Source organism: Pseudomonas sp. A1230 (assembly GCF_044218825.1).
In the GTDB taxonomy this organism is placed as follows: Bacteria; Pseudomonadota; Gammaproteobacteria; order Pseudomonadales; family Pseudomonadaceae; genus Aquipseudomonas; species Aquipseudomonas iridis.
Genome location: NZ_CP162582.1, coordinates 3,918,307 through 3,938,525, shown reverse-complemented (window position 1 = coordinate 3,938,525; position 20,219 = coordinate 3,918,307). Strand labels below are relative to the sequence as shown.

At 58.6% G+C, this 20,219-nt stretch carries 21 protein-coding genes and 1 other RNA gene; 17 read left to right on the top strand and 5 right to left on the bottom strand.

The window, feature by feature from the left end; all coding sequences use genetic code 11:
• The first annotated feature begins 19 nt into the window (after positions 1-19).
• A complete protein-coding gene (locus tag AB4P97_RS18430) occupies positions 20-1,156 on the top strand; it encodes an acyl-CoA dehydrogenase family protein (RefSeq protein ID WP_042561001.1) in 1,137 nt (378 codons plus the stop codon).
• 105 nt (positions 1,157-1,261) lie between these two features.
• On the opposite strand, the gene AB4P97_RS18425 is transcribed toward AB4P97_RS18430, so the two are convergent.
• Positions 1,262-2,302, bottom strand: coding sequence for an NADP(H)-dependent aldo-keto reductase (locus tag AB4P97_RS18425; RefSeq protein ID WP_395601443.1), 1,041 nt, complete (start codon positions 2,300-2,302; stop codon positions 1,262-1,264).
• Positions 2,303-2,547: 245 nt separating this feature from the next.
• On the opposite strand from AB4P97_RS18425, the gene rplM reads away from it, so the two are divergent.
• The 7 genes from rplM to AB4P97_RS18390 all read left to right on the top strand — a co-directional run bounded on the left by rplM (position 2,548) and on the right by AB4P97_RS18390 (position 7,432).
• Positions 2,548-2,976, top strand: a complete 429-nt coding sequence (gene rplM, locus AB4P97_RS18420) for a 50S ribosomal protein L13 (protein WP_007917032.1) — start codon at positions 2,548-2,550, stop codon at positions 2,974-2,976.
• Positions 2,977-2,990: 14 nt separating this feature from the next.
• Positions 2,991-3,383, top strand: a complete 393-nt coding sequence (gene rpsI / locus AB4P97_RS18415; protein WP_008080273.1) for a 30S ribosomal protein S9 — start codon at positions 2,991-2,993, stop codon at positions 3,381-3,383.
• 268 nt (positions 3,384-3,651) lie between these two features.
• Positions 3,652-4,245, top strand: coding sequence for a ubiquinol-cytochrome c reductase iron-sulfur subunit (gene petA, locus AB4P97_RS18410; RefSeq protein WP_007917031.1), 594 nt, complete (start codon positions 3,652-3,654; stop codon positions 4,243-4,245).
• On the top strand, positions 4,245-5,456 hold the full coding sequence (locus tag AB4P97_RS18405) for a cytochrome bc complex cytochrome b subunit (RefSeq protein ID WP_042561000.1): 1,212 nt from the start codon (positions 4,245-4,247) through the stop codon (positions 5,454-5,456). Before petA ends, AB4P97_RS18405 begins: the two co-directional genes overlap by 1 nt.
• Entirely contained in the window at positions 5,456-6,238 is a 783-nt protein-coding gene (locus tag AB4P97_RS18400) for a cytochrome c1 (RefSeq protein ID WP_047303099.1), read from the top strand. The genes AB4P97_RS18405 and AB4P97_RS18400 overlap by 1 nt, the downstream gene beginning before the upstream one ends.
• A gap of 146 nt (positions 6,239-6,384) precedes the next feature.
• Positions 6,385-7,002, top strand: coding sequence for a glutathione S-transferase N-terminal domain-containing protein (locus AB4P97_RS18395; protein WP_047303097.1), 618 nt, complete (start codon positions 6,385-6,387; stop codon positions 7,000-7,002).
• A 16-nt stretch (positions 7,003-7,018) separates the two neighbouring features.
• Complete coding sequence (locus AB4P97_RS18390) at positions 7,019-7,432, top strand: ClpXP protease specificity-enhancing factor (protein ID WP_042560997.1); 414 nt, start codon at positions 7,019-7,021, stop codon at positions 7,430-7,432.
• A gap of 88 nt (positions 7,433-7,520) precedes the next feature.
• Here the strand turns inward: AB4P97_RS18390 and AB4P97_RS18385 are convergent, their stop codons facing one another.
• The 4 genes from AB4P97_RS18385 to AB4P97_RS18370 form a co-directional block, all read right to left on the bottom strand.
• The gene (locus tag AB4P97_RS18385) at positions 7,521-8,099 is read right to left on the bottom strand and encodes a BON domain-containing protein (RefSeq protein ID WP_042560996.1); all 579 of its coding nucleotides are present in this window, start codon (positions 8,097-8,099) and stop codon (positions 7,521-7,523) included.
• Complete coding sequence (locus tag AB4P97_RS18380; protein WP_008082788.1) at positions 8,096-8,689, bottom strand: phosphoheptose isomerase; 594 nt, start codon at positions 8,687-8,689, stop codon at positions 8,096-8,098. Before AB4P97_RS18380 ends, AB4P97_RS18385 begins: the two co-directional genes overlap by 4 nt.
• Positions 8,690-8,793: 104 nt before the next feature.
• A complete protein-coding gene (locus AB4P97_RS18375; RefSeq protein WP_150592666.1) occupies positions 8,794-9,156 on the bottom strand; it encodes a YraN family protein in 363 nt (120 codons plus the stop codon).
• The gene (locus AB4P97_RS18370) at positions 9,156-10,967 is read right to left on the bottom strand and encodes a penicillin-binding protein activator (protein WP_042560994.1); all 1,812 of its coding nucleotides are present in this window, start codon (positions 10,965-10,967) and stop codon (positions 9,156-9,158) included. The genes AB4P97_RS18375 and AB4P97_RS18370 overlap by 1 nt, the downstream gene beginning before the upstream one ends.
• Before the next feature lie 178 nt (positions 10,968-11,145).
• Between AB4P97_RS18370 and rsmI the strand changes: the two genes are divergently transcribed.
• The 9 genes from rsmI to mraY all read left to right on the top strand — a co-directional run bounded on the left by rsmI (position 11,146) and on the right by mraY (position 20,214).
• Positions 11,146-12,051: a 16S rRNA (cytidine(1402)-2'-O)-methyltransferase gene (gene rsmI / locus AB4P97_RS18365; RefSeq protein ID WP_395601442.1), complete on the top strand. Its 906-nt coding sequence runs from the start codon at positions 11,146-11,148 to the stop codon at positions 12,049-12,051.
• A gap of 73 nt (positions 12,052-12,124) precedes the next feature.
• Positions 12,125-12,478, top strand: an RNA gene (gene rnpB, locus AB4P97_RS18360) — RNase P RNA component class A.
• 402 nt (positions 12,479-12,880) lie between these two features.
• The gene (mraZ, locus tag AB4P97_RS18355) at positions 12,881-13,336 is read left to right on the top strand and encodes a division/cell wall cluster transcriptional repressor MraZ (RefSeq protein ID WP_042560992.1); all 456 of its coding nucleotides are present in this window, start codon (positions 12,881-12,883) and stop codon (positions 13,334-13,336) included.
• Entirely contained in the window at positions 13,333-14,280 is a 948-nt protein-coding gene (gene rsmH, locus AB4P97_RS18350) for a 16S rRNA (cytosine(1402)-N(4))-methyltransferase RsmH (RefSeq protein ID WP_390896372.1), read from the top strand. Before mraZ ends, rsmH begins: the two co-directional genes overlap by 4 nt.
• Positions 14,277-14,570, top strand: coding sequence for a cell division protein FtsL (gene ftsL, locus AB4P97_RS18345; protein WP_042560990.1), 294 nt, complete (start codon positions 14,277-14,279; stop codon positions 14,568-14,570). Before rsmH ends, ftsL begins: the two co-directional genes overlap by 4 nt.
• Positions 14,570-16,309 (top strand): penicillin-binding protein 2, encoded by a 1,740-nt coding sequence (locus AB4P97_RS18340; RefSeq protein WP_181818547.1) that lies wholly within the window; start codon positions 14,570-14,572, stop codon positions 16,307-16,309. The genes ftsL and AB4P97_RS18340 overlap by 1 nt, the downstream gene beginning before the upstream one ends.
• Positions 16,309-17,772 (top strand): UDP-N-acetylmuramoyl-L-alanyl-D-glutamate--2,6-diaminopimelate ligase, encoded by a 1,464-nt coding sequence (locus tag AB4P97_RS18335; RefSeq protein WP_261735993.1) that lies wholly within the window; start codon positions 16,309-16,311, stop codon positions 17,770-17,772. Before AB4P97_RS18340 ends, AB4P97_RS18335 begins: the two co-directional genes overlap by 1 nt.
• Positions 17,765-19,132 (top strand): UDP-N-acetylmuramoyl-tripeptide--D-alanyl-D-alanine ligase, encoded by a 1,368-nt coding sequence (murF, locus tag AB4P97_RS18330; RefSeq protein WP_395601441.1) that lies wholly within the window; start codon positions 17,765-17,767, stop codon positions 19,130-19,132. The genes AB4P97_RS18335 and murF overlap by 8 nt, the downstream gene beginning before the upstream one ends.
• Positions 19,132-20,214, top strand: a complete 1,083-nt coding sequence (gene mraY / locus AB4P97_RS18325; RefSeq protein ID WP_047303084.1) for a phospho-N-acetylmuramoyl-pentapeptide-transferase — start codon at positions 19,132-19,134, stop codon at positions 20,212-20,214. The genes murF and mraY overlap by 1 nt, the downstream gene beginning before the upstream one ends.
• Positions 20,215-20,219 lie beyond the last annotated feature (5 nt).

Genomic DNA, 20,219 nt, shown 5'->3' with positions numbered 1-20,219 from the left:
CAAGAAAGAAAGGTGCCGCATGATCCCCAGAACCTTGTTCAGTTCCGAGCACGAATTGTTCCGCGACAGCGTACGAACCTTCCTCGAAAAAGAGGCCGTGCCGTTTCACGGGCAATGGGAGAAACAAGGCCACATCGACCGTAAACTCTGGAACAAGGCAGGGGAGGCGGGGATGCTCTGCTCGCATCTGCCGGAAGAGTACGGTGGCTTGGGGGCGGACTTTCTTTACAGTGCGGTGGTGATCGAAGAGGTTGGGCGATTGGGCCTGACCGGCATCGGTTTTTCGTTACATTCAGACATTGTTGCGCCGTACATCCTGCATTACGGCAGCGAAGCGCTGAAGCATAAATACCTGCCGAAACTGGTGTCGGGCGAGATGGTCACGGCCATTGCCATGACTGAGCCCGGCGCGGGTTCCGACCTGCAAGGCGTCAAGACCACCGCCGTGCTGGACGGTGACGAGTACGTGATCAACGGCTCCAAGACCTTTATCACCAACGGCTTTCTCGCTGATCTGGTGATTGTCGTCGCCAAGACCGATCCAAAGGCCGGCGCCAAGGGCACGAGTCTGTTTCTGGTGGAGGCGAATACGCCGGGCTTCGAGAAGGGCAAACGCCTGGAGAAGGTCGGAATGAAGGCCCAGGATACGTCGGAATTATTCTTCCAGGACGTACGCGTGCCGAAGGAAAATTTACTGGGGCAGGCCGGGGCAGGGTTTGCTTACCTGATGCAGGAATTGCCGCAAGAGCGTTTGACCGTGGCGATTGGTGGTCTCGCTTCGGCAGAAGCAGCGTTGCAATGGACAATCGATTACACCCGTGATCGCAAGGCATTCGGCAAGGCGATTGCCGATTTCCAGAACACCCGCTTCAAACTGGCGGAAATGGCCACGGAAATTCAGATCGGTCGTGTGTTCGTTGATCGCTGTCTTGAGCTGCATCTGCAAGGCAAGCTCGACGTGCCGACGGCGGCGATGGCCAAGTACTGGGGCACTGACCTGCAATGCAAGGTGCTCGATGAATGCGTGCAGTTGCACGGCGGTTACGGGTTCATGTGGGAATACCCGGTGGCTCGGGCGTGGGCGGATGCGCGGGTGCAGCGGATTTATGCCGGCACCAATGAAATCATGAAGGAGATCATTGCGCGGTCGCTTTGAGTTTTGCAGTGAGTTGACAGGCCCCTTCGCGAGCAGGCTCGCTCCCACAGGTACGGTGATCTCCTGTGGGAGCGAGCTTGCTCGCGAAGGCGGTGCATCAGAAGATTACGGCGCAGGGTTCGGATGATCCTTGTGAATCGCCTCGATCCCCGCCAGCACTTCATCCGACAGTTTCAGATCGAAACTGGCGATGTTGCTTTCCAGCTGCTCCAGCGTCGTCGCGCCAATGATGTTGCTGGTGACGAACGGCTGCTGAGTCACGAACGCCAAGGCCATTTGCGCCGGATCCAGACCGTGTTCACGGGCCAGTGCGACATAGCGGCTGCACGCCGCTTCCGATTGCGCGTTGAAATAGCGGCTGAAGCGGCTGTAGAGGCTCAGACGACCTTTTGGTGGGCGCGCGCCACCTTCGTACTTGCCGGACAGGAAACCGAACGCCAGCGGCGAATAGGCGAGCAAGCCGCATTGTTCGCGGATGGCGATTTCTGCCAGGCCAATTTCAAAGCTGCGGTTGAGCAGGTTGTACGGGTTCTGGATCGACACGGCACGCGGCCACCCCCGTGCTTCGGCCAGGGCGAGGAAGCGCATGGTGCCCCACGGCGTTTCGTTGGACAGGCCGATGTGGCGGATTTTGCCGGCCTTCACTTGCTCGTCGAGTGCTTCGAGGGTGTCTTCAAGTGGGGTCAGGTTGGCTTCGATCTTGTGTTTGTAGCCCAGTTGTCCAAAAAAGTTGGTGCTGCGCTCCGGCCAGTGCAGTTGGTAGAGGTCGATGTAATCGGTCTGCAGACGCTTGAGGCTGGCATCCACCGCTTCCGTGATGTGTTGGCGGTTGTGGCGCAGGTTTTTGTCGCGGATGTAGTCGATGGTGTTGCCGGGGCCGGCGATCTTGCTGGCCAGGATCCAGTCGGCGCGATCACCACGGCTTTTGAAGTAATTGCCGATATAACGCTCGGTGGTGGCGTAGGTTTCGGCTTTCGGCGGTACCGGATACATCTCGGCGGTGTCGATGAAATTGATCCCGGCCTCTTTGGCCCGTTCGATCTGGGCGAAGGCTTCAGCTTCAGTGTTTTGCTCGCCCCAGGTCATGGTGCCGAGGCAGATTGCACTCACGTTCAGGTCGGTACGGCCTAGCTGGCGATAGTCCATCGGGTGCTCCTTGGGCAAAACAATCATAAAAGCAGGTTGAAATATTTTTCGCAATCTGCATAATTGCCGACCTCTTTCTGCAGTGGAAGTGATGCGCCGCCGCCGAAGAATCTTGCCGTTGAACGGACGCGCCGACCCGAGCCCCCGAAAGCGTCTGTATCCGGCTGCCTTTGACTTGTCAAAGTACGCACTATTCAGTAAGATCCGCCGTCTAATTTACAGGGCGGCCCCTGAGGCTATAAAGAATGAAAACTTTTACTGCTAAACCAGAAACAGTAAAGCGCGACTGGTTTGTCGTCGACGCTGCTGGTCAGACCCTGGGTCGTCTGGCCACCGAAATCGCGAGCCGTCTGCGTGGCAAGCACAAGCCTGAGTACACTCCTCACGTTGATACCGGCGACTACATCGTCGTAATCAATGCTGAGCAGATTCGTGTTACCGGTGCTAAAACCACTGACAAAATGTACTACTCCCACTCCGGTTTCCCGGGCGGCATCAAGTCGATCAACTTTGAAAAGCTGATCGCTAAAGCCCCTGAGCGCGTGATCGAGACCGCGGTTAAAGGCATGCTGCCTAAAAACCCGCTGGGTCGCGACATGTACCGTAAGCTGAAAGTCTATGCGGGCGCTGCACACCCACATACTGCTCAGCAGCCCCAAGAACTGAAGTTTTAACGGAATAGTACATTATGTCGGCGACTCAAAATTACGGCACTGGCCGTCGCAAGACCGCAACCGCACGCGTTTTCCTGCGTCCGGGTACTGGTAATATCTCCATCAACAACCGTTCGCTGGAAAACTTCTTCGGCCGCGAAACTGCCCGCATGGTAGTTCGTCAGCCGCTGGAGCTGACTGAGACTGTCGAGAAGTTCGACATCTACGTCACCGTGATCGGTGGTGGTGTAAGTGGTCAGGCTGGCGCAATCCGCCACGGCATCACTCGCGCTCTGATGGACTACGACGAAACCCTGCGTGGCGCTCTGCGCAAAGCTGGCTTCGTTACTCGCGACGCCCGTGAAGTTGAACGTAAGAAAGTTGGTCTGCGTAAAGCGCGTAAGCGTCCGCAGTACTCGAAGCGTTAATTCCGCTTCCGCGTTCAAAGAACGCCCGCCTCCTCACGGAAGCGGGCGTTTTTTTATGCCTGCGATTTATCAAAAGAATTGCGCTGTGACAACTTGCCACATTCGTAGAGCCCCTATACTGCAAGGCTTGAGGGTGAGAGCTCCGGGTAATTCCCTTGTCAGAATTGGGGCTTTTCATTACCATTCGGCAAAATTTTTATAAGTAACATTGATTTATTTAGTAGATGCCTGATTTAACAGGCCACAAAAGCTGATGGGAGAGGACTGAATGAGCAATGACGGCGTGAATGCAGGCCGGCGTCGCTTCTTGGTAGCAGCCACATCCGTGGTGGGTGCTGCAGGAGCGGTGGGGGCTGCGGTCCCGTTCGTGGGGTCATGGTTTCCCAGTGCCAAGGCGAAAGCCGCTGGTGCACCGGTGAAAGTGAATGTCAGCAAAATCGAGCCAGGACAGCAGATGATTGCTGAGTGGCGCGGCCAGCCGGTGTTCATTGTCCGCCGTACCGAGGAAATCCTGGGGAATCTTAAAAAGATCGAGGGGCAACTCTCCGATCCGACCTCCAAAAACTCCACGCAACCCACCTATGTCGACCCTGAAGTGCGTTCGATCAAGCCGGAAATTCTCCTGCTGATCGGGATTTGCACACACTTGGGTTGCTCACCGACCTTCCGTCCCGAAGTGGCACCTGCGGATCTGGGTAAAGACTGGGTAGGCGGTTATTTCTGCCCTTGCCACGGTTCCCACTACGATCTGGCTGGCCGCGTCTACAAGTCGCAACCCGCGCCTTTGAACCTGCCAGTTCCCCCGCATTCCTATGAGACCGATGACCTGATTGTCATTGGCGTCGATACGGAGAAAGCGTGATGAGCAAGTTCATGGATTGGGTAGATGCGCGCTTCCCTGCCACAAAAATGTGGGAAGACCATCTCAGCAAGTATTACGCTCCAAAAAACTTCAACTTCTTCTACTTTTTCGGCTCGCTGGCGCTTCTGGTTCTGGTTAACCAGATCGTCACCGGTGTCTGGCTGACGATGAGCTACACCCCATCGGCAGAAGAAGCGTTCGCTTCCGTTGAATACATCATGCGCGACGTCGAGTACGGCTCGATCCTGCGTCTGCTGCACTCCACTGGCGCTTCGGCGTTCTTCATCGTGGTCTATCTGCACATGTTCCGTGGTTTGCTCTACGGTTCGTACCAGAAACCGCGTGAGCTGGTCTGGGTGTTCGGCATGCTGATCTACCTGGCGCTGATGGCCGAAGCCTTCATGGGTTATTTACTGCCGTGGGGTCAGATGTCCTACTGGGGTGCGCAGGTGATCATCTCGCTGTTCGGTGCGATTCCGCTGATCGGCGACGACCTGACCCAGTGGATTCGTGGTGACTATCTGATCTCCGGAATCACCCTGAACCGCTTCTTCGCCTTGCACGTTGTGGCCTTGCCGATCGTGATTCTCGGTCTGGTGGTGCTGCACATTCTGGCGCTGCATGAAGTGGGTTCGAACAACCCTGACGGCGTCGATATCAAGAAGCACAAAGACGAGAACGGCATCCCGCTGGATGGCATTCCTTTCCATCCGTACTACACCGTGAAAGACATTGTCGGTGTTGTGGTGTTCTTGTTCATCTTCTGCTTTATCGTGTTCTTCTTCCCGGAAATGGGTGGCTATTTCCTCGAAAAGCCGAACTTTGAACCGGCCAACCCGTTCAAGACGCCAGAGCACATTGCGCCGGTTTGGTACTTCACGCCGTACTACGCGATCCTGCGGGCGATCCCGGACAAACTCATGGGTGTTATCGCCATGGGTGCGGCCATTGCAGTGCTGTTCGTCTTGCCATGGCTCGATCGCAGTCCGGTCAAGTCGATGCGCTATAAAGGCTGGATGAGCAAAATCTGGCTGGTGGTGTTCTGCATTTCGTTCGTGATCCTCGGCATTCTCGGCGTTCTGGCGCCAACCCCGGGTCGTACGTTGCTATCGCAGGTCTGCACCTTCCTGTACTTCGCCTACTTCATTCTGATGCCGTTCTACACCAGGCTCGAGAAGACCAAACCGGTTCCGGAAAGGGTGACTGGCTGATGAAAAAGTTATTTTTTGCTCTGATTTTTGCTGCTTTGCCTGTCCTGTCTTTCGCGGCACCGCACGGTGGTCCGGAACTGGAAAAAGTCGACATTGACGTCGGCGACAAGGCTGCTCTGCAGGATGGTGCGCGTACCTTTGCCAACTATTGCATGGGTTGCCACAGTGCCAAGTTTCAGCGTTACGAGCGGGTTGCCGATGATCTTGGCGTACCCCACGAACTGATGCTGGAGAAGCTGGTGTTCACTGGCGCCAAGATCGGTGACCACATGAACATCGGCATGCAGCCGGCCGACGCCAAGACCTGGTTCGGCGCAGCGCCGCCGGATCTGACGCTGGTGGCTCGCGTTCGTGGCACTGACTGGCTCTACGGTTACCTGAAGTCGTTCTACGAAGACCCTGCACGTCCATGGGGCGTGAACAACACGGTCTTCCCGAATGTCGGCATGCCTAACGTGCTGGTCGGCCTGCAAGGTCGTCAGGTCGTAGGTTGCAAACAGGTGCAGATCGTCGAGGACGGCAAGAAGCAATATGATCCGCTGACCGGTACGCCTCTGACTCACGAAGCGTGCGATCAACTGACCATCGTGCCGAAATCCGGTGCTCTGAATGAAGAGCAGTTCGATGAGAAGGTCAAGAATCTGGTAACCTTCCTGGCTTACTCGGCTAACCCGGTTAAGCTGCAACATCAGCGCATCGGTACTTACGTTTTGCTGTACCTGGCGTTCTTCTTTGTGTTCGCCTATTTGCTCAAGCGTGAATACTGGAAAGACGTGCACTGATACGCTTCAAGCATTGCTGTTAATCGCGCGCGCCCAAGGGCGCCTCCGACATCGTAGCGCCTGGTAAGCCAGGTGTTGCGGGAGGCGCCCTCTGGGCGCGCGCGTTTTTCCGGTTCCGATAATTTCAACAAGCGAGGAGGATCGCCATGGGCGTGACCAATCGGTTGGCCTGCTACTCCGACCCCGCCGACCACTATTCCCACCGAGTGCGCATCGTGCTTGCAGAGAAGGGTGTCAGCGCCGAAATCATTTATGTGGAAGCTGGTCGCCAGCCGCCTAAACTGATTGAGGTGAACCCTTACGGAAGTCTGCCGACGCTGGTCGATCGTGACCTGGCGTTGTGGGAGTCGACCGTGGTGATGGAGTATTTGGATGAGCGTTACCCGCACCCGCCGTTGCTGCCGGTTTACCCGGTGGCACGTGCCAACAGCCGACTGCTGATTCATCGCATTCAGCGTGACTGGTGTGGTCTAGTGGATCTGATTCTGGATCCTAAAAGCAAGGAGGCCGCGCGCGTCGTGGCGCGCAAGGAATTGCGCGAAAGCCTGACTGGCGTGTCGCCGCTGTTTGCCGACAAGCCGTTTTTCCTCAGTGAGGAACAAAGTCTGGTGGATTGCTGCCTATTGCCAATACTCTGGCGTTTGCCGATTCTGGGTATTGAACTGCCGCGGCCTGCCAAGCCGTTGCTTGATTACATGGAGCGCTCGTTTGCGCGTGAGGCTTTCCAGGCGAGTCTGTCTGGTGTCGAACGCGACATGCGCTAAGGCTTAAGGAGCCGCTATGAACTCCAGTCGACCTTATCTGGTCCGCGCGCTCTACGAGTGGATTGTGGATAACGATTGCACCCCGCACATGCTGGTTAACTCCGAGTATCCAGCCGTGCAGGTGCCGCAGGGTTTCGCCAGTGACGGGCAGATTGTTCTGAACATCTCGCCAAGTGCTGTGCGTCATTTGCACATGGACAACGACGTGGTGACCTTTGAAGGTCGCTTTGGTGGTGTCCCGCACAGTCTGTACGTGCCGATCAGCGCCATCCTGGGCATTTATGCCCGGGAGAACGGTCAGGGCATGGTGTTCGATATCGAGTCGCCGATGGGTGACGAAGACGATATCGAGCAGGACGATGACCAGCCGCCACCGGACAGCGAGCCACCGCGCCCAAGCGGCCGGCCAAGTCTGAAGGTAGTGAAGTAATAAAAAAGGCGATCCGGATGGATCGCCTTTTTTATTGCCTGCTTTAAACCTGTAAGAGCTGCCGAAGGCTGCTCCTACCAGGAAGAAGTCAGTCGATGTACTCGAACAGCTTCACAATCTTCTGCACGCCCGATACGCCCTGCACCAGGTTGGTCGCCTGAGCGGCTTCCTGCTTGGTCAGCAGACCCAGCAGATAGACGATGCCATTCTCGGTCACGACCTTGATGCGCGAGCCGGGGATGCTGGCGTCGGTGAGCATCTGGGTCTTGATCTTGGTGGTCAGCCACGTGTCGTTCTGACGCGCCAGCAGGGAGGAGGGTGGCAGCACTTGCAGCTCGTTGTGCACCTTCTTCACGCGCTGAACGTTGGCAGCGGCCTGTTCGGCCTTGGCCTTGAGGTCTGCGCGCGGTGTCTGGCCAGCCAGCAGCACGACGCCGTTGAAACTGGTGACGACCACGTGCGAGTCGTTGTCCAGCGCCGGGTCGGCCTTGGCCACGTTAACGCCCACTTTGGTTTCGATCAGCGAGTCATCGATCTTGCTGCCGAAGGTGCGAGTGCCGCGGTCGTCATCAATCGGCGCTTCACGGCTGGCATTCACCACCGAAGTGCAGCCGCTGATGCCGAGGCACAGAGTCAAGGCCAGAAGGCCAAGGCGATTAGGGGTCATTCTTCACTCCCGAACAGTTGGCTGTCGATCAGATCGCAAAGGCAATGGATCGCCAGCAAGTGGACTTCTTGAATACGTGCAGTGACGTTGGCCGGTACGCGAATCTCGACGTCCTCGGGCAACAGCAGTGACGCCATGCCGCCGCCATCGCGTCCGGTCAAAGCTACGACAATCATTTCGCGATCATGTGCGGCCTGGATCGCTTGAATAATGTTCGCCGAGTTACCGCTGGTCGAAATCGCCAGCAAAACATCGCCTGGCTGACCGAGTGCACGGATCTGCTTGGAGAACACTTCGTTGTAGCTGTAGTCGTTGGCGATCGAGGTGATCGTCGACGTATCGGTGGTCAGGGCGATGGCCGGCAGGCTCGGGCGCTCGCGCTCGAAGCGGTTGAGCAGTTCCGAGGAGAAATGCTGGGCGTCGCCGGCAGAACCACCGTTGCCGCACGAAAGCATTTTGCCTTCGTTGAGCAGGGCGTTGACCATGATCTGGCTGGCTTGCTCGATGTGCGGTGCAAGTACGTCCATCGCCTGTTGCTTGGTGTCGATACTGGCCTGAAAAAGCTGGCGAATTCGCGATTGCATGTCCATCTGTGTGACCTTAAGTAGCGCGGCTGTTCGGCACATGAATGTGCAGCCCGCAAAGCAAAGAGCAAAAGTTGTCGGGTGGAAATATCCGGGTTGGCGGCAGGCAATCAACTGTCGAAAGCATTCTGCAACCAGTTCAGCTGACTCGGATGGCTGTCGATGGCCACCACGTCGAAGCGGCAGGGGGAATTGGCCCAACGCGACTCGCGCTGAAGAAAATACTGTGCAGCGAAAATCAGTTTCTGCTGCTTGCGCCCATCGATGCTAGCGAGCGCACCACCCCATTGAGTGTTTTTTCTGTAGCGAACTTCAACGAATACTACTGTATCGCCATCAAGCATGACCAGATCAAGCTCGCCGCGTTTACATAACCAGTTCTGCGCCAGCAGGCGCAGCCCCTGATTTTGTAGATGTTCGAGCGCCTGGCGCTCGGCATCCTTACCGCTTTGCGAGCGTGACCTGTCAGGCATTAGCGCTGGGTGTCCGGCAGGCGCTGAACCTGGCCGCTGACGAACTGAGCCCAAGGCAGCTGACGCACAATACGCTGAGTCTGGGTCATGCTGAGGCTGCCCGACTGACCTTCGATGCGGCTGTCCGGCAGGGCTTTGAGTTGGCCCAGACGCGGTGCCAGACGATAGGCATCGGCGCCCATGGCGTACAGGCGCCCAAGGCTGCCGGCGGCTTGTGGCCACTGCGCGGTGACTTGCTGGCGCAGCGGATCGCTGGTTTCCAGCAGCCAAGGCGTTTCGCAGAAGCGGATGCCGTTCATGTCGTTGTACTGGTTCACATCGCCGCTGGCGCTGTAAACGTGCGAGGTCGCATAGACAGGGACGTCACCGGCGTACTGGAAATTCAGGGTCGGCTTGATCTGCTGCGCCTGTTGCGGAGTCGCGGCGAGGAAGATGAATTCGATGTCCTGACGGCGCGATGGCTGAGCGGCAACGTTGGTGCCTGCAGCATTTTGCAGGCTCTTGGCGCGGGCTTCGCTCTGGCGCAGTTGGAACATGTCGGCAATTTGCTGGGCCAGTTGCACTGGCTGGTCGACACGCTCGGTGGCAACGATGCTGCCGCCATTGGCTTGCCAATCCTGGCTGAACGCGCGCAGGACGCGGTCGCCCCATTCGCCTTTCGGCACCATGATCGCGGCGCGTTGCAGGCCGTCGGCGCGGGCGCGGCGGGATACTTCGCGGGCTTCGTCTTCAGCGGCAAGGCCAAACTGGAACAGCTGCGCCGGACCTTGATCGCCTTCGCTGTAGTTCAGTGCGAGGGTGGTGATCGGCAGTTGCGGGCGGGTGCTCAGTTGTTTGACCAGCGTTTTTTCCAGTGGGCCGACGACCAGTTGCACGCCGTCGGCTTGAGCCTTGCGGTAGAACTCGTCCATGGAGGTCAGTTTCGAGCTGTCATAGAACTCGATCGCTGGTGGCTTCTGCCCGGCCTGTTGGGCCTGGTAGTGCGCAGCCATGAAACCTTCTCGCAGTGCTTTGCCGACCGACGCCAGTTGGCCGTCCTGTGGTAGTAGCAGGGCGATTTTGCTCAGCGGCTGGCTGGCCAGTTCCTTGAGCTTGGTCAGCGGCAGCGGCAGATTGATTGCAGCCGGGTGCTTTGGATTCTGCGCGCGCCAGGTATCGATTGCGGCTTGTTGCTGTTCGAGCGTGCCGGCGGTTTTCACGGCCAGCGCCAGACCCATCCAGCCGCCGAGGTCATCGGTGGTGTTCGGTTGCAGTTGATCGGTCGGCAGCGAGGCGATCAAAGTCCAGATCGCTTCATGGTTCTTGCTCGCAGCTTCGTCTTTCAGCATCGGCGCAATGAAGATGCGCTCGCGGGCGGCAGCCAGGGTCTGGCCATCGGCTTCGAGGGCGCGAGCATGAACGGTGCCGGTGCGGACTTGTTGCTCTTCCGGCATTTCACCCAGTTTCTGCAGGCTTGGATGGCTCAGGGCGGTCAGCGCCGCTTTCGGCTGATTACGCGTCATCGCGAGTTCGGCGGACAGTGTATTGGCAAAAATCTGCTGGCCCGGCTTGAGTTGCTCCACCGGCACTTGTTGCAGGATCTGCGCAGACTGCCCGGCATTGCCTTGGCGATAGGCCAGGTCTGCTGCGCTCAGGCGCAACAGGGCGGCTTTTTCCGGGGTTTTAGCCTGGGAAGCCTGTTCGAGCAGTTGCTCGATGCTGGCGTCCGGAGTCCGTGGAAGTTCGCCAAGGCTGGAGGAAGGGGAACTGGCGCAAGCCGCCAAAAGGGCAGCGAGGCAGAGGGCAGTGAACAGCCGCAGGCAAGCGATCATGTAAGTGTTCCTGATACTCGATCAAATTAGCGTGGAATTGTACCCAAGCACTGGCCGGGGCGCGATGTTGCTGGCGTGAATCGGTCAATTTAGCTGAAGTAAATGTTGCGGCGTCGCAGGACTGCGCGCAAAAACCGCAGGCCAGCAGAGGACGTCGCAAGCCTCGTGACGCGTTACAATGCCGGTTTTTACCGATCATGAGGTGTGCGCTTTGACTGCTCCAGGTTCCCTGAATTCCGCTGCCGGCTCGCTTTATGTGGTGGCGACGCCCATCGGCAACCTGGACGACATCAGCGCCCGGGCACTGAAAATCCTCCGTGAAGTGGCGCTGATCGCTGCTGAAGATACGCGTCACTCGCAACGACTGATGCAGCACTTCGGTATTTCGACGCCGTTGGCCGCTTGCCACGAACATAACGAACGAGATGAAGGTAGCCGCTTTATTACCCGTCTGCTGGCGGGAGATAGCGTCGCGCTGATTTCCGACGCGGGCACGCCGCTGATTTCCGATCCGGGCTATCACCTGGTGCGTCAGGCTCGCGCTGCCGGGATCAATGTGGTGCCGGTGCCGGGTGCCTGCGCGTTGATCGCAGCATTGTCGGCAGCGGGCCTGCCGTCTGATCGATTCATCTTCGAAGGTTTCCTGCCGGCCAAGTCGGTTGGGCGCAAGGCGCGACTCGAAGCAGTCAAGGAAGAGCCGCGTACACTGATTTTCTACGAAGCCCCGCACCGCATTCTGGAATGTCTACAGGACATGGAAGCAGTGTTCGGTGGCGAACGGCTGGCACTGCTGGCCCGTGAAATCACCAAGACCTTTGAAACGCTCAAAGGGCTGCCACTGGCTGAATTGCGCGCATTCGTCGAGTCCGACAGCAATCAGCAGCGCGGCGAATGCGTGGTGTTGGTTGCCGGCTGGTCGGCCCCTGAGAGCGAGGACGCGGTCAGCAGCGAAGCCATGCGCATCCTCAATCTGTTGCTCGAAGAGATGCCGCTCAAGCGTGCCGCCGCGCTGGCAGCGCAGATCACCGGTGAGCGTAAAAACGTCCTTTATCAGATCGCGCTGGATAAACAGAAAGACGTGTAAGCCGTCGCCCATAGCGGTCTTGAGGCTTTTAGCGCTTGTTCTTCGCTCGCTCTGCCGTTAACCTTCGCGGCGGAGAGTCGATCGGACAGTCGCTGCCCTCTATGAGAATTAGGGGGGGGAGGAAAGTCCGGGCTCCATAGGGCGAAGTGCCAGGTAATGCCTGGGAGGCGTGAGCCTACGGAAAGTGCCACAGAAAATAACCGCCTAAGCGCTTCGGCGCCGGTAAGGGTGAAAAGGTGCGGTAAGAGCGCACCGCGCGTCTGGCAACAGTTCGTGGCTAGGTAAACCCCACTTGGAGCAAGACCAAATAGGGTCCCAAGGCGTGGCCCGCGCTGGGACCGGGTAGGTTGCTAAAGATGTCCAGTGATGGCCATCGTAGACGAATGACTGTTCAAGACAGAACCCGGCTTACAGATCGACTCTCCACCTTTTTCTTTCCCTGCTTGAATCAATGGCATCGGGGCTGTGTAATATCAGCAGGCCTGCTCTGAAAGTTCGGCAGCGGCAATTGCAGTAATAGCCTTTTCCCACCTTGCTTCAATCAACAGCAGAAGCGCTTTTGTAATACCGAAAAAATCTTACTCTTAACAAATTACTTTAACTTTCGAGCGCAGCTTTCAGTGCTGCATCAAGTTATGGGTCAAAAGTCTCCGTCAGATTCTCGTTACTCCTCCTTTTATGCTCCTAAATCTCCGTTCTGTAAGGCTTTTCCTTTAATCCGCGCCTTGACGGTGTGGTGGCCGCATTCCTATAGTGTGCACAAGTGGCGGAAAGTGGCATGAAGTGGGTTTTTTGAGCTCAAAACGATAAAAATTGGAGAAACGCAGACGTGTTTCGCGGAGCTAACGCTATCAGTCTCGATGCAAAGGGCCGTCTCGCTATGCCGAGCCGGTACCGTGACGAGCTGGATTCGCGTAGTTCCGGCCAATTGATCGTCACCATTGATGCCGTTGATCCGTGTCTTTGTGTCTACCCGCTCGACGAGTGGGAAATTATTGAAACCAAGTTGCGCGCGCTCCCTTCGCTTCGTGAAGAGAACCGCCGCTTGCAGCGTTTATTGATTGGTAATGCCGTCGACCTCGAACTCGATGGCAGTGGTCGTTTTCTGGTTCCACCGCGTCTGCGCGAATACGCAAAGCTTGATAAGAAAGCGATGCTGGTGGGCCAACTGAACAAGTTCCAATTGTGGGACGAGGATGCATGGAACGCGGTATCTGCCGCTGACCTTGCTGCCATTCAACAACCGGGCGCGATGCCTGATGAACTGCGTGATTTGATCCTGTGACTATTGATAGCGGCTTTAACCACATCACCGTACTGCTTGACGAAGCCGTCGAGGCTCTCGCCGTACGTCCTGATGGCTGCTATCTGGACGGTACGTTCGGGCGCGGCGGACACAGTCGGTTGATCCTCAGCCAGCTCGGGCCGGACGGTCGACTCATCGGATTCGACAAGGATCCTCAAGCGATTGCCACCGGGCAAACGCTAGCGGCCGAAGACGGCCGCTTTGTCGTTGTGCAGCGCAGCTTTGCCGAGCTCGGTTCGGAAATCGCCGAGCGCGGTCTGGCCGGCAAGGTCAGCGGTATTCTGCTCGACCTGGGCGTGTCCTCGCCGCAGCTCGATGACGCTGAGCGCGGTTTCAGTTTCCTCAACGACGGTCCGCTGGACATGCGCATGGATCCGTCCCGCGGCATCAGCGCTGCTGAATTCGTCAACACCGCGCCGGCTGAAGAAATCGCCCGGGTGTTCAAGGAATACGGTGAAGAGCGTTTCTCCGGCCGCATGGCACGTGCCGTCGCCGAGCGTCGCGATATCAAACCTTTCGAGCGTACCGCCGATCTGGCCGAAGTGCTCAAGGTTGCCAACCCGGCATGGGAAAAGGGCAAGAATCCGGCCACCCGTGCGTTCCAGGGTTTGCGCATTCACGTCAACAACGAATTGGGCGATCTGGAAGCCGGCCTCGAAGCGGCGCTGGAAGCCCTGGAAGTGGGTGGCCGTCTGGTCGTGATCAGCTTCCATTCGCTGGAAGACCGTATTGTCAAATTGTTCATGCGCAAGCTGGTGAAAGGCGAAGCCGATAACCTGCCGCGCAACCTGCCGGTTCGCCATGTGGCGTTCGAGCCGAAAATCAAAGTCCATGGCAAAGCGCAGACGGCCTCCGACGCCGAACTCAAAGCCAACCCACGTTCCCGTAGCGCCGTCATGCGCGTCGCGGAGAAATTGCGTTGAGCAAGCTTTTCGCCAAGCCACTGCCCGGCGGCAGCTTTTTCATGCTGCTGCTGTTTGTTGCCGTGCTCGTGTCGGCCATCGCGGTGTCTTACAGCGCGCACTGGAACCGCCAGCTGCTCAACAATCTTTACAACGAACTCAGCGTGCGCGACAAGGCGCAGGCCGAGTGGGGCCGCTTGATTCTCGAGCAAAGCACCTGGACCGCACACAGCCGGATCGAAGTGCTGGCCACCGAACAACTGAAAATGCATATCCCTGGCGCGGCTGACGTGAAGATGGTGGCGCCATGATGAAACTTGAAGGCGCACTGTTCCCGTGGCGCTTCCGCCTGATGGTGACGCTGCTCGGTTTGATGGTGGCTGCGATCTGCTGGCGCATCATTGACCTGCAAGTGGTTGACCGTGACTTCCTCAAAGGTCAGGGCGATGCACGCAGTCTTCGTCACATCCCGATTCCTGCTCACCGTGGTCTGATCACCGACCGTAACGGCGAGCCTTTGGCCGTCAGTACCCCGGTGACCACCCTGTGGGCCAACGCCAAGGAAATGCAGACGGCCAAAGAGAAGTGGCCAGCACTGGCCGCCGCGCTGGGTCAGGACCCGAAAGCCCTGACCGAACGCCTTGAGGCGCAGGCCAACAAAGAATTCATTTATCTGGTGCGCGGGCTAACCCCTGAGCAGGGCCAGTCCGTGCTCGACCTGAAAGTGCCGGGCGTTTACGGCATCGAAGAATTCCGCCGGTTCTACCCTGCCGGTGAGGTCACCGCGCACATGGTCGGCTTTACCGACATCGATGATCACGGGCGCGAAGGCGTCGAACTGGCCTATGACGAATGGCTGGCCGGCGTGCCGGGCAAGCGACAAGTCATCAAGGATCGGCGCGGTCGGCTGATCAAGGATGTCCAGGTCACCAAAAACGCCAAGGCCGGCAAGCCCTTGGCGTTGTCCATTGACCTGCGCCTGCAATATCTGGCCAACCGCGAGCTGCGTAACGCGATCATCGAGAACGGCGCCAAGGCTGGCAGCCTGGTGATCGTGGACGTGAAGACCGGCGAGATCCTCGCGATGGTCAACCAGCCGACCTACAACCCGAACAACCGTCGCAACCTGCAACCGGCGATGATGCGTAACCGCGCGATGATCGACGTGTTCGAACCGGGTTCGACCATGAAAGCCATCTCGATGGCCGCCGCGATCGAAACCGGTCGCTGGAAACCGAGCGATACCGTCGAGGTTTACCCAGGCACGCTGCAGATCGGCAAATACACCATCAAGGACGTTTCGAGGTCCGAAGGTCCGGTGCTCGACCTGACCGGCATCCTGATCAATTCCAGTAACGTCGGCATGAGTAAGGTCGCGTTCGATATCGGCGGTGAAACGATTTTCCGCCTGGCGCAGAAAGTCGGTCTCGGCCAGGACACCGGCCTCGGCTTCCCGGGCGAGCGTGTCGGTAACCTGCCGAACTACCGCGAATGGCGCAAGGCAGAGACGGCGACGCTGTCCTACGGTTACGGTATTTCCGTCACTGCGATTCAACTGGTTCACGCCTTCTCGGCGCTGGCCAACAACGGTCGCCTCGCACCACTGACGCTGATCAAAACCGACAAAATGCCGCAAACCACACAAGTGCTGCCGGAAGCTGTCGCGAAAACCATGCAGGGCATGTTGACCCAAGTGATCGAAGCCCCGCGCGGTGTGTTCCGTGCGCAGGTGCCGGCGTATCACGTGGCGGGCAAATCGGGTACGGCGCGCAAGACCTCGGTGGGCACCAAGGGCTACGCCGAAAACTCCTACCGTTCGCTGTTCGCCGGCTTCGGCCCGATGAGCGATCCGCGTTACGCCATCGTTGTGGTGATCGATGAACCAAGCAAGGCCGGTTACTTCGGTGGTCTGGTTTCCGCGCCGGTCTTCAGCCGCGTGATGTCCGGCACCCTGCGCTTGATGAACGTGACCCCGGATAACCTGCCGACCCCACAACAGGCCAACACGACCCCGGTCGTTCCGCTGAAAGCCAATGGAGGGCGCGGCTGATGTCATTAAGTCTGAACAAGATATTCCCCCACGCCGGCCACGATCTCTTGATTCGTGAATTGGCGCTGGATAGCCGTAACGTACGTGCGGGCGACCTGTTCCTCGCGGTGCCGGGCGGCAAATTCGATGGGCGTGCGCACATTGCCGATGCCTTGCAACGTGGCGCCGCTGCTGTGGCCTATGAAGTGGAAGGCGCCACTGTGCTGCCAATCACCGATGTGCCGCTGATTCCGGTCAAGGGCCTGGCAGCGCAGCTGTCGGACATTGCCGGGCGTTTTTACGGTGAGCCAAGCCATCACCTGAACCTGGTGGGGGTGACGGGCACCAACGGTAAAACCAGCGTGACCCAACTGGTTGCGCAGGCGCTGGATCTGCTCGGCCAGCATTGCGGAATTGTCGGCACCCTCGGTTCCGGCTTCTATGGCGCATTGCAAAGCGGCCTGCACACCACGCCGAATCCGATCGCCGTGCAAGCGACTCTGGGCGACCTGAAAAAGGCTGGCGCCAAAGCCGTGGCCATGGAAGTGTCGTCCCACGGTCTGGATCAGGGGCGCGTCACCGCGCTGGCGTTCGACGTCGCCGTGATGACCAACCTGTCCCGCGATCATCTGGATTATCACGGCACTATGGAGGCTTACGCGCAGGCCAAGGCCAAGCTGTTCGCCTGGAATGATCTGAAGTGCCGTGTGGTCAACCTCGACGACGATTTCGGCCGGCAACTGGCCGCCGAAAAACGCGAGTCGCGTTTGATCACCTACAGCCTGCTCGACAGCAGCGCTTACCTGTACTGCCGCGAAGCGCAGTTTGACGATCATGGCGTGCGCGCCACCTTGGTCACGCCGCAGGGCGAGCATCATCTGCGCAGCACGCTGCTCGGCCGTTTCAACCTGAGCAACGTATTGGCAGCCGTTGGCGCCTTGCTCGGCCTGGATTACGCGCTCGACGAAATTCTCAAGGTACTGCCGAAACTCGAAGGCCCGGCCGGACGCATGCAGCGTCTTGGCGGCGGCACTCAGCCGTTGGTGGTGGTCGATTACGCGCACACCCCGGATGCTCTGGAAAAAGTCCTGACGGCTTTGCGCCCGCACGTCAAAGGTCAGTTGCTGTGCCTGTTCGGCTGTGGCGGTGATCGTGATCGCGGCAAGCGTCCGTTGATGGCTGAAGTGGTCGAGCGTCTGGCCGATCAAGTGCTTGTCACCGATGACAATCCGCGCACCGAAGACCCGGCAGTGATTTTCGATGACATCCGCGCCGGTTTCACGGCTGTGGATAAAGTCACCTTCGTCTCCGGTCGTGGTCAGGCAATCGCGCAATTGATTGCCGAGGCTTCGGCGGATGACGTGATCGTTCTGGCCGGTAAAGGTCACGAGGACTATCAGGAAATCAACGGCGAGCGTCATGCCTTCTCCGACCTGGTCGAAGCCGATCACGCGCTGACCGCTTGGGAGGTGGCCCATGCTTAAGGCCCTGACACTCAGCGAGCTGACCAACGCGCTCGATGCACGCCTGATCGGCGCCGATGCCAGTTTCGACGGCGTGAGCATCGACAGCCGCGGGATCAAACCCGGCCAACTGTTTATTGCCCTGACTGGCCCGCGTTTCGACGGTCATGATTATCTGAACGACGTCGCCGGCAAAGGCGCCGTTGCTGCATTGGTCGAGCGCGAAGTCGCCGACAGCACCTTGCCGCAATTGCTGGTCAAGGACACCCGTCAGGCCTTGGGCCAGTTGGGTGCCTTGAACCGTGCCGCGTTCACTCAGCCAGTGGCTGCCGTCACCGGTTCCAGCGGCAAGACCACGGTCAAGGAAATGCTCGCCAGCATCCTGCGTACGCGCGGTCCGGTGCTGGCAACACGCGGCAACCTGAACAACGACCTCGGTGTTCCGCTAACCCTGATCGAGCTCGCGCCGGAACACACCTCCGCCGTGATCGAACTGGGCGCCTCGCGTCTGGGCGAAATCGCCTACACCGTCGGGCTGACCAAGCCGCACGTAGCGATCCTGAACAATGCCGGTACCGCTCACGTTGGTGAGTTCGGTGGCCCGGAAAAAATCGTCGAAGCCAAAGGCGAAATCATCGAAGGGCTGGCGGCCGATGGCATCGCCGTGCTCAACCTCGACGACAAGGCCTTTGGTATCTGGAAGACCCGCGCTGCCGGTCGCAAAGTGCTGACCTTCGCGCTGAGCAACACTCAAGCGGACTTCTACGCCAGCGACCTGAGCACTGATGCACGCGGTTGCCCGGCCTTCAATCTGCACACGCCCGAAGGTAGCGAGCGCGTTCAACTGAACCTGCTCGGCACCCATAACGTTGCCAACGCCATGGCCGCCGCCGCTGCTGCCCACGCTTTGGGTGTGTCGCTGTTCGGCATCGCCACTGGCCTTGGCGCGGTGCAACCGGTCAAGGGCCGCACCGTCGCGCAATTGGCAAAAAACGGCATGCGCGTGATTGATGACACTTACAACGCAAACCCCACCTCGATGTGCGCGGCCGTTGATATACTCGCCGGCTTTTCCGGCCGCACCGTCCTGGTGCTCGGAGATATCGGCGAGTTGGGCGATTGGGCGGAGCAGGGGCACCGCGACGTGGGCGAATACGCCCGGGGCAAGGTTTGCGCGCTGTACGCAGTCGGGCCGAACATGGTTCACGCCGTCAACGCATTCGGTGAGCAGGCGCATCACTTCGGTACACAGGCCGAACTGATCCAGGCCCTGGACGCCGAGCAGGACACAAACACCACCATTTTGATCAAGGGTTCGCGCAGTGCAGCGATGGAAAACATCGTTGCGGCTCTGTGTGGGTCCAGTCTGGAGAAACATTAATGCTGCTGCTGCTAGCGGAGTATCTGCAACAGTTCCACAAAGGCTTCGCGGTCTTTCAGTACCTGACCCTGCGCGGGATCCTCGGTGTGCTGACCGCGCTGGTTTTGTCGCTGTGCTATGGCCCGTGGATGATCCGCACTCTGCAGAACCGTCAGATCGGCCAGTCCGTTCGTAACGACGGTCCGCAATCGCACCTGTCCAAGTCGGGTACCCCGACCATGGGCGGCGCACTGATTCTGTCGTCCATCGGCGTCAGTACTTTGCTCTGGGCTGACCTGAGCAACCGCTATGTCTGGACTGTGTTGCTGGTGACTCTGTTGTTCGGCGCCATCGGCTGGGTCGACGATTACCGCAAAGTCATCGAGAAGAATTCGCGTGGCTTGCCAAGCCGCTGGAAGTATTTCTGGCAGTCGGTGTTTGGTCTGGGCGCGGCGATCTTCCTTTATATGACCGCTTCGACGCCGGTGGAAACCACGCTGATCCTGCCGATGCTCAAGGATTACAGCATTCCGCTGGGCTTCGGCTTCATCGTGCTGACCTATTTCGTGATCGTCGGTTCGAGCAACGCGGTCAACCTCACCGACGGCCTCGACGGTCTGGCGATCATGCCAACCGTGATGGTCGGCGGTGGTCTCGGCATCTTCTGCTACCTGTCGGGTAACGTGAAATTCGCTGAATACCTGTTGATCCCGTATGTGCCGGGCGCAGGTGAACTGATTGTGTTCTGCGGCGCGCTGATCGGTGCCGGTCTGGGTTTCCTCTGGTTCAACACCTATCCGGCCCAAGTCTTCATGGGCGACGTCGGCGCACTGGCGCTGGGTGCTGCACTGGGCACCATCGCGGTGATCGTCCGTCAGGAAATCGTCCTGTTCATCATGGGCGGCGTGTTCGTGATGGAAACCCTGTCGGTGGTCATCCAGGTTGCATCCTTCAAGCTGACCGGTCGCCGCGTATTCCGCATGGCACCGATACACCACCACTTTGAACTCAAGGGCTGGCCCGAGCCGCGCGTGATCGTCCGTTTCTGGATCATCACCGTGATTCTCGTGCTGGTTGGCCTTGCCACCCTGAAGCTGAGGTAGAACGA

What these genes read in the sequence shown, in the direction of transcription:
- AB4P97_RS18425 (WP_395601443.1), bottom strand. Translation starts at nt 2,302, where the DNA reads ATGGACTATCGCCAGCTAGGCCGTACCGACCTGAACGTGAGTGCAATC.
- AB4P97_RS18340 (WP_181818547.1), top strand. Translation starts at nt 14,570, where the DNA reads ATGAAACTTGAAGGCGCACTGTTCCCGTGGCGCTTCCGCCTGATGGTG.
- AB4P97_RS18390 (WP_042560997.1), top strand. Translation starts at nt 7,019, where the DNA reads ATGAACTCCAGTCGACCTTATCTGGTCCGCGCGCTCTACGAGTGGATT.
- AB4P97_RS18430 (WP_042561001.1), top strand. Translation starts at nt 20, where the DNA reads ATGATCCCCAGAACCTTGTTCAGTTCCGAGCACGAATTGTTCCGCGAC.
- AB4P97_RS18335 (WP_261735993.1), top strand. Translation starts at nt 16,309, where the DNA reads ATGTCATTAAGTCTGAACAAGATATTCCCCCACGCCGGCCACGATCTC.
- AB4P97_RS18385 (WP_042560996.1), bottom strand. Translation starts at nt 8,099, where the DNA reads ATGACCCCTAATCGCCTTGGCCTTCTGGCCTTGACTCTGTGCCTCGGC.
- mraY (WP_047303084.1), top strand. Translation starts at nt 19,132, where the DNA reads ATGCTGCTGCTGCTAGCGGAGTATCTGCAACAGTTCCACAAAGGCTTC.
- rpsI (WP_008080273.1), top strand. Translation starts at nt 2,991, where the DNA reads ATGTCGGCGACTCAAAATTACGGCACTGGCCGTCGCAAGACCGCAACC.
- murF (WP_395601441.1), top strand. Translation starts at nt 17,765, where the DNA reads ATGCTTAAGGCCCTGACACTCAGCGAGCTGACCAACGCGCTCGATGCA.
- petA (WP_007917031.1), top strand. Translation starts at nt 3,652, where the DNA reads ATGAGCAATGACGGCGTGAATGCAGGCCGGCGTCGCTTCTTGGTAGCA.
- AB4P97_RS18400 (WP_047303099.1), top strand. Translation starts at nt 5,456, where the DNA reads ATGAAAAAGTTATTTTTTGCTCTGATTTTTGCTGCTTTGCCTGTCCTG.
- rplM (WP_007917032.1), top strand. Translation starts at nt 2,548, where the DNA reads ATGAAAACTTTTACTGCTAAACCAGAAACAGTAAAGCGCGACTGGTTT.
- AB4P97_RS18395 (WP_047303097.1), top strand. Translation starts at nt 6,385, where the DNA reads ATGGGCGTGACCAATCGGTTGGCCTGCTACTCCGACCCCGCCGACCAC.
- AB4P97_RS18380 (WP_008082788.1), bottom strand. Translation starts at nt 8,689, where the DNA reads ATGGACATGCAATCGCGAATTCGCCAGCTTTTTCAGGCCAGTATCGAC.
- AB4P97_RS18375 (WP_150592666.1), bottom strand. Translation starts at nt 9,156, where the DNA reads ATGCCTGACAGGTCACGCTCGCAAAGCGGTAAGGATGCCGAGCGCCAG.
- rsmI (WP_395601442.1), top strand. Translation starts at nt 11,146, where the DNA reads ATGCCGGTTTTTACCGATCATGAGGTGTGCGCTTTGACTGCTCCAGGT.
- AB4P97_RS18405 (WP_042561000.1), top strand. Translation starts at nt 4,245, where the DNA reads ATGAGCAAGTTCATGGATTGGGTAGATGCGCGCTTCCCTGCCACAAAA.
- AB4P97_RS18370 (WP_042560994.1), bottom strand. Translation starts at nt 10,967, where the DNA reads ATGATCGCTTGCCTGCGGCTGTTCACTGCCCTCTGCCTCGCTGCCCTT.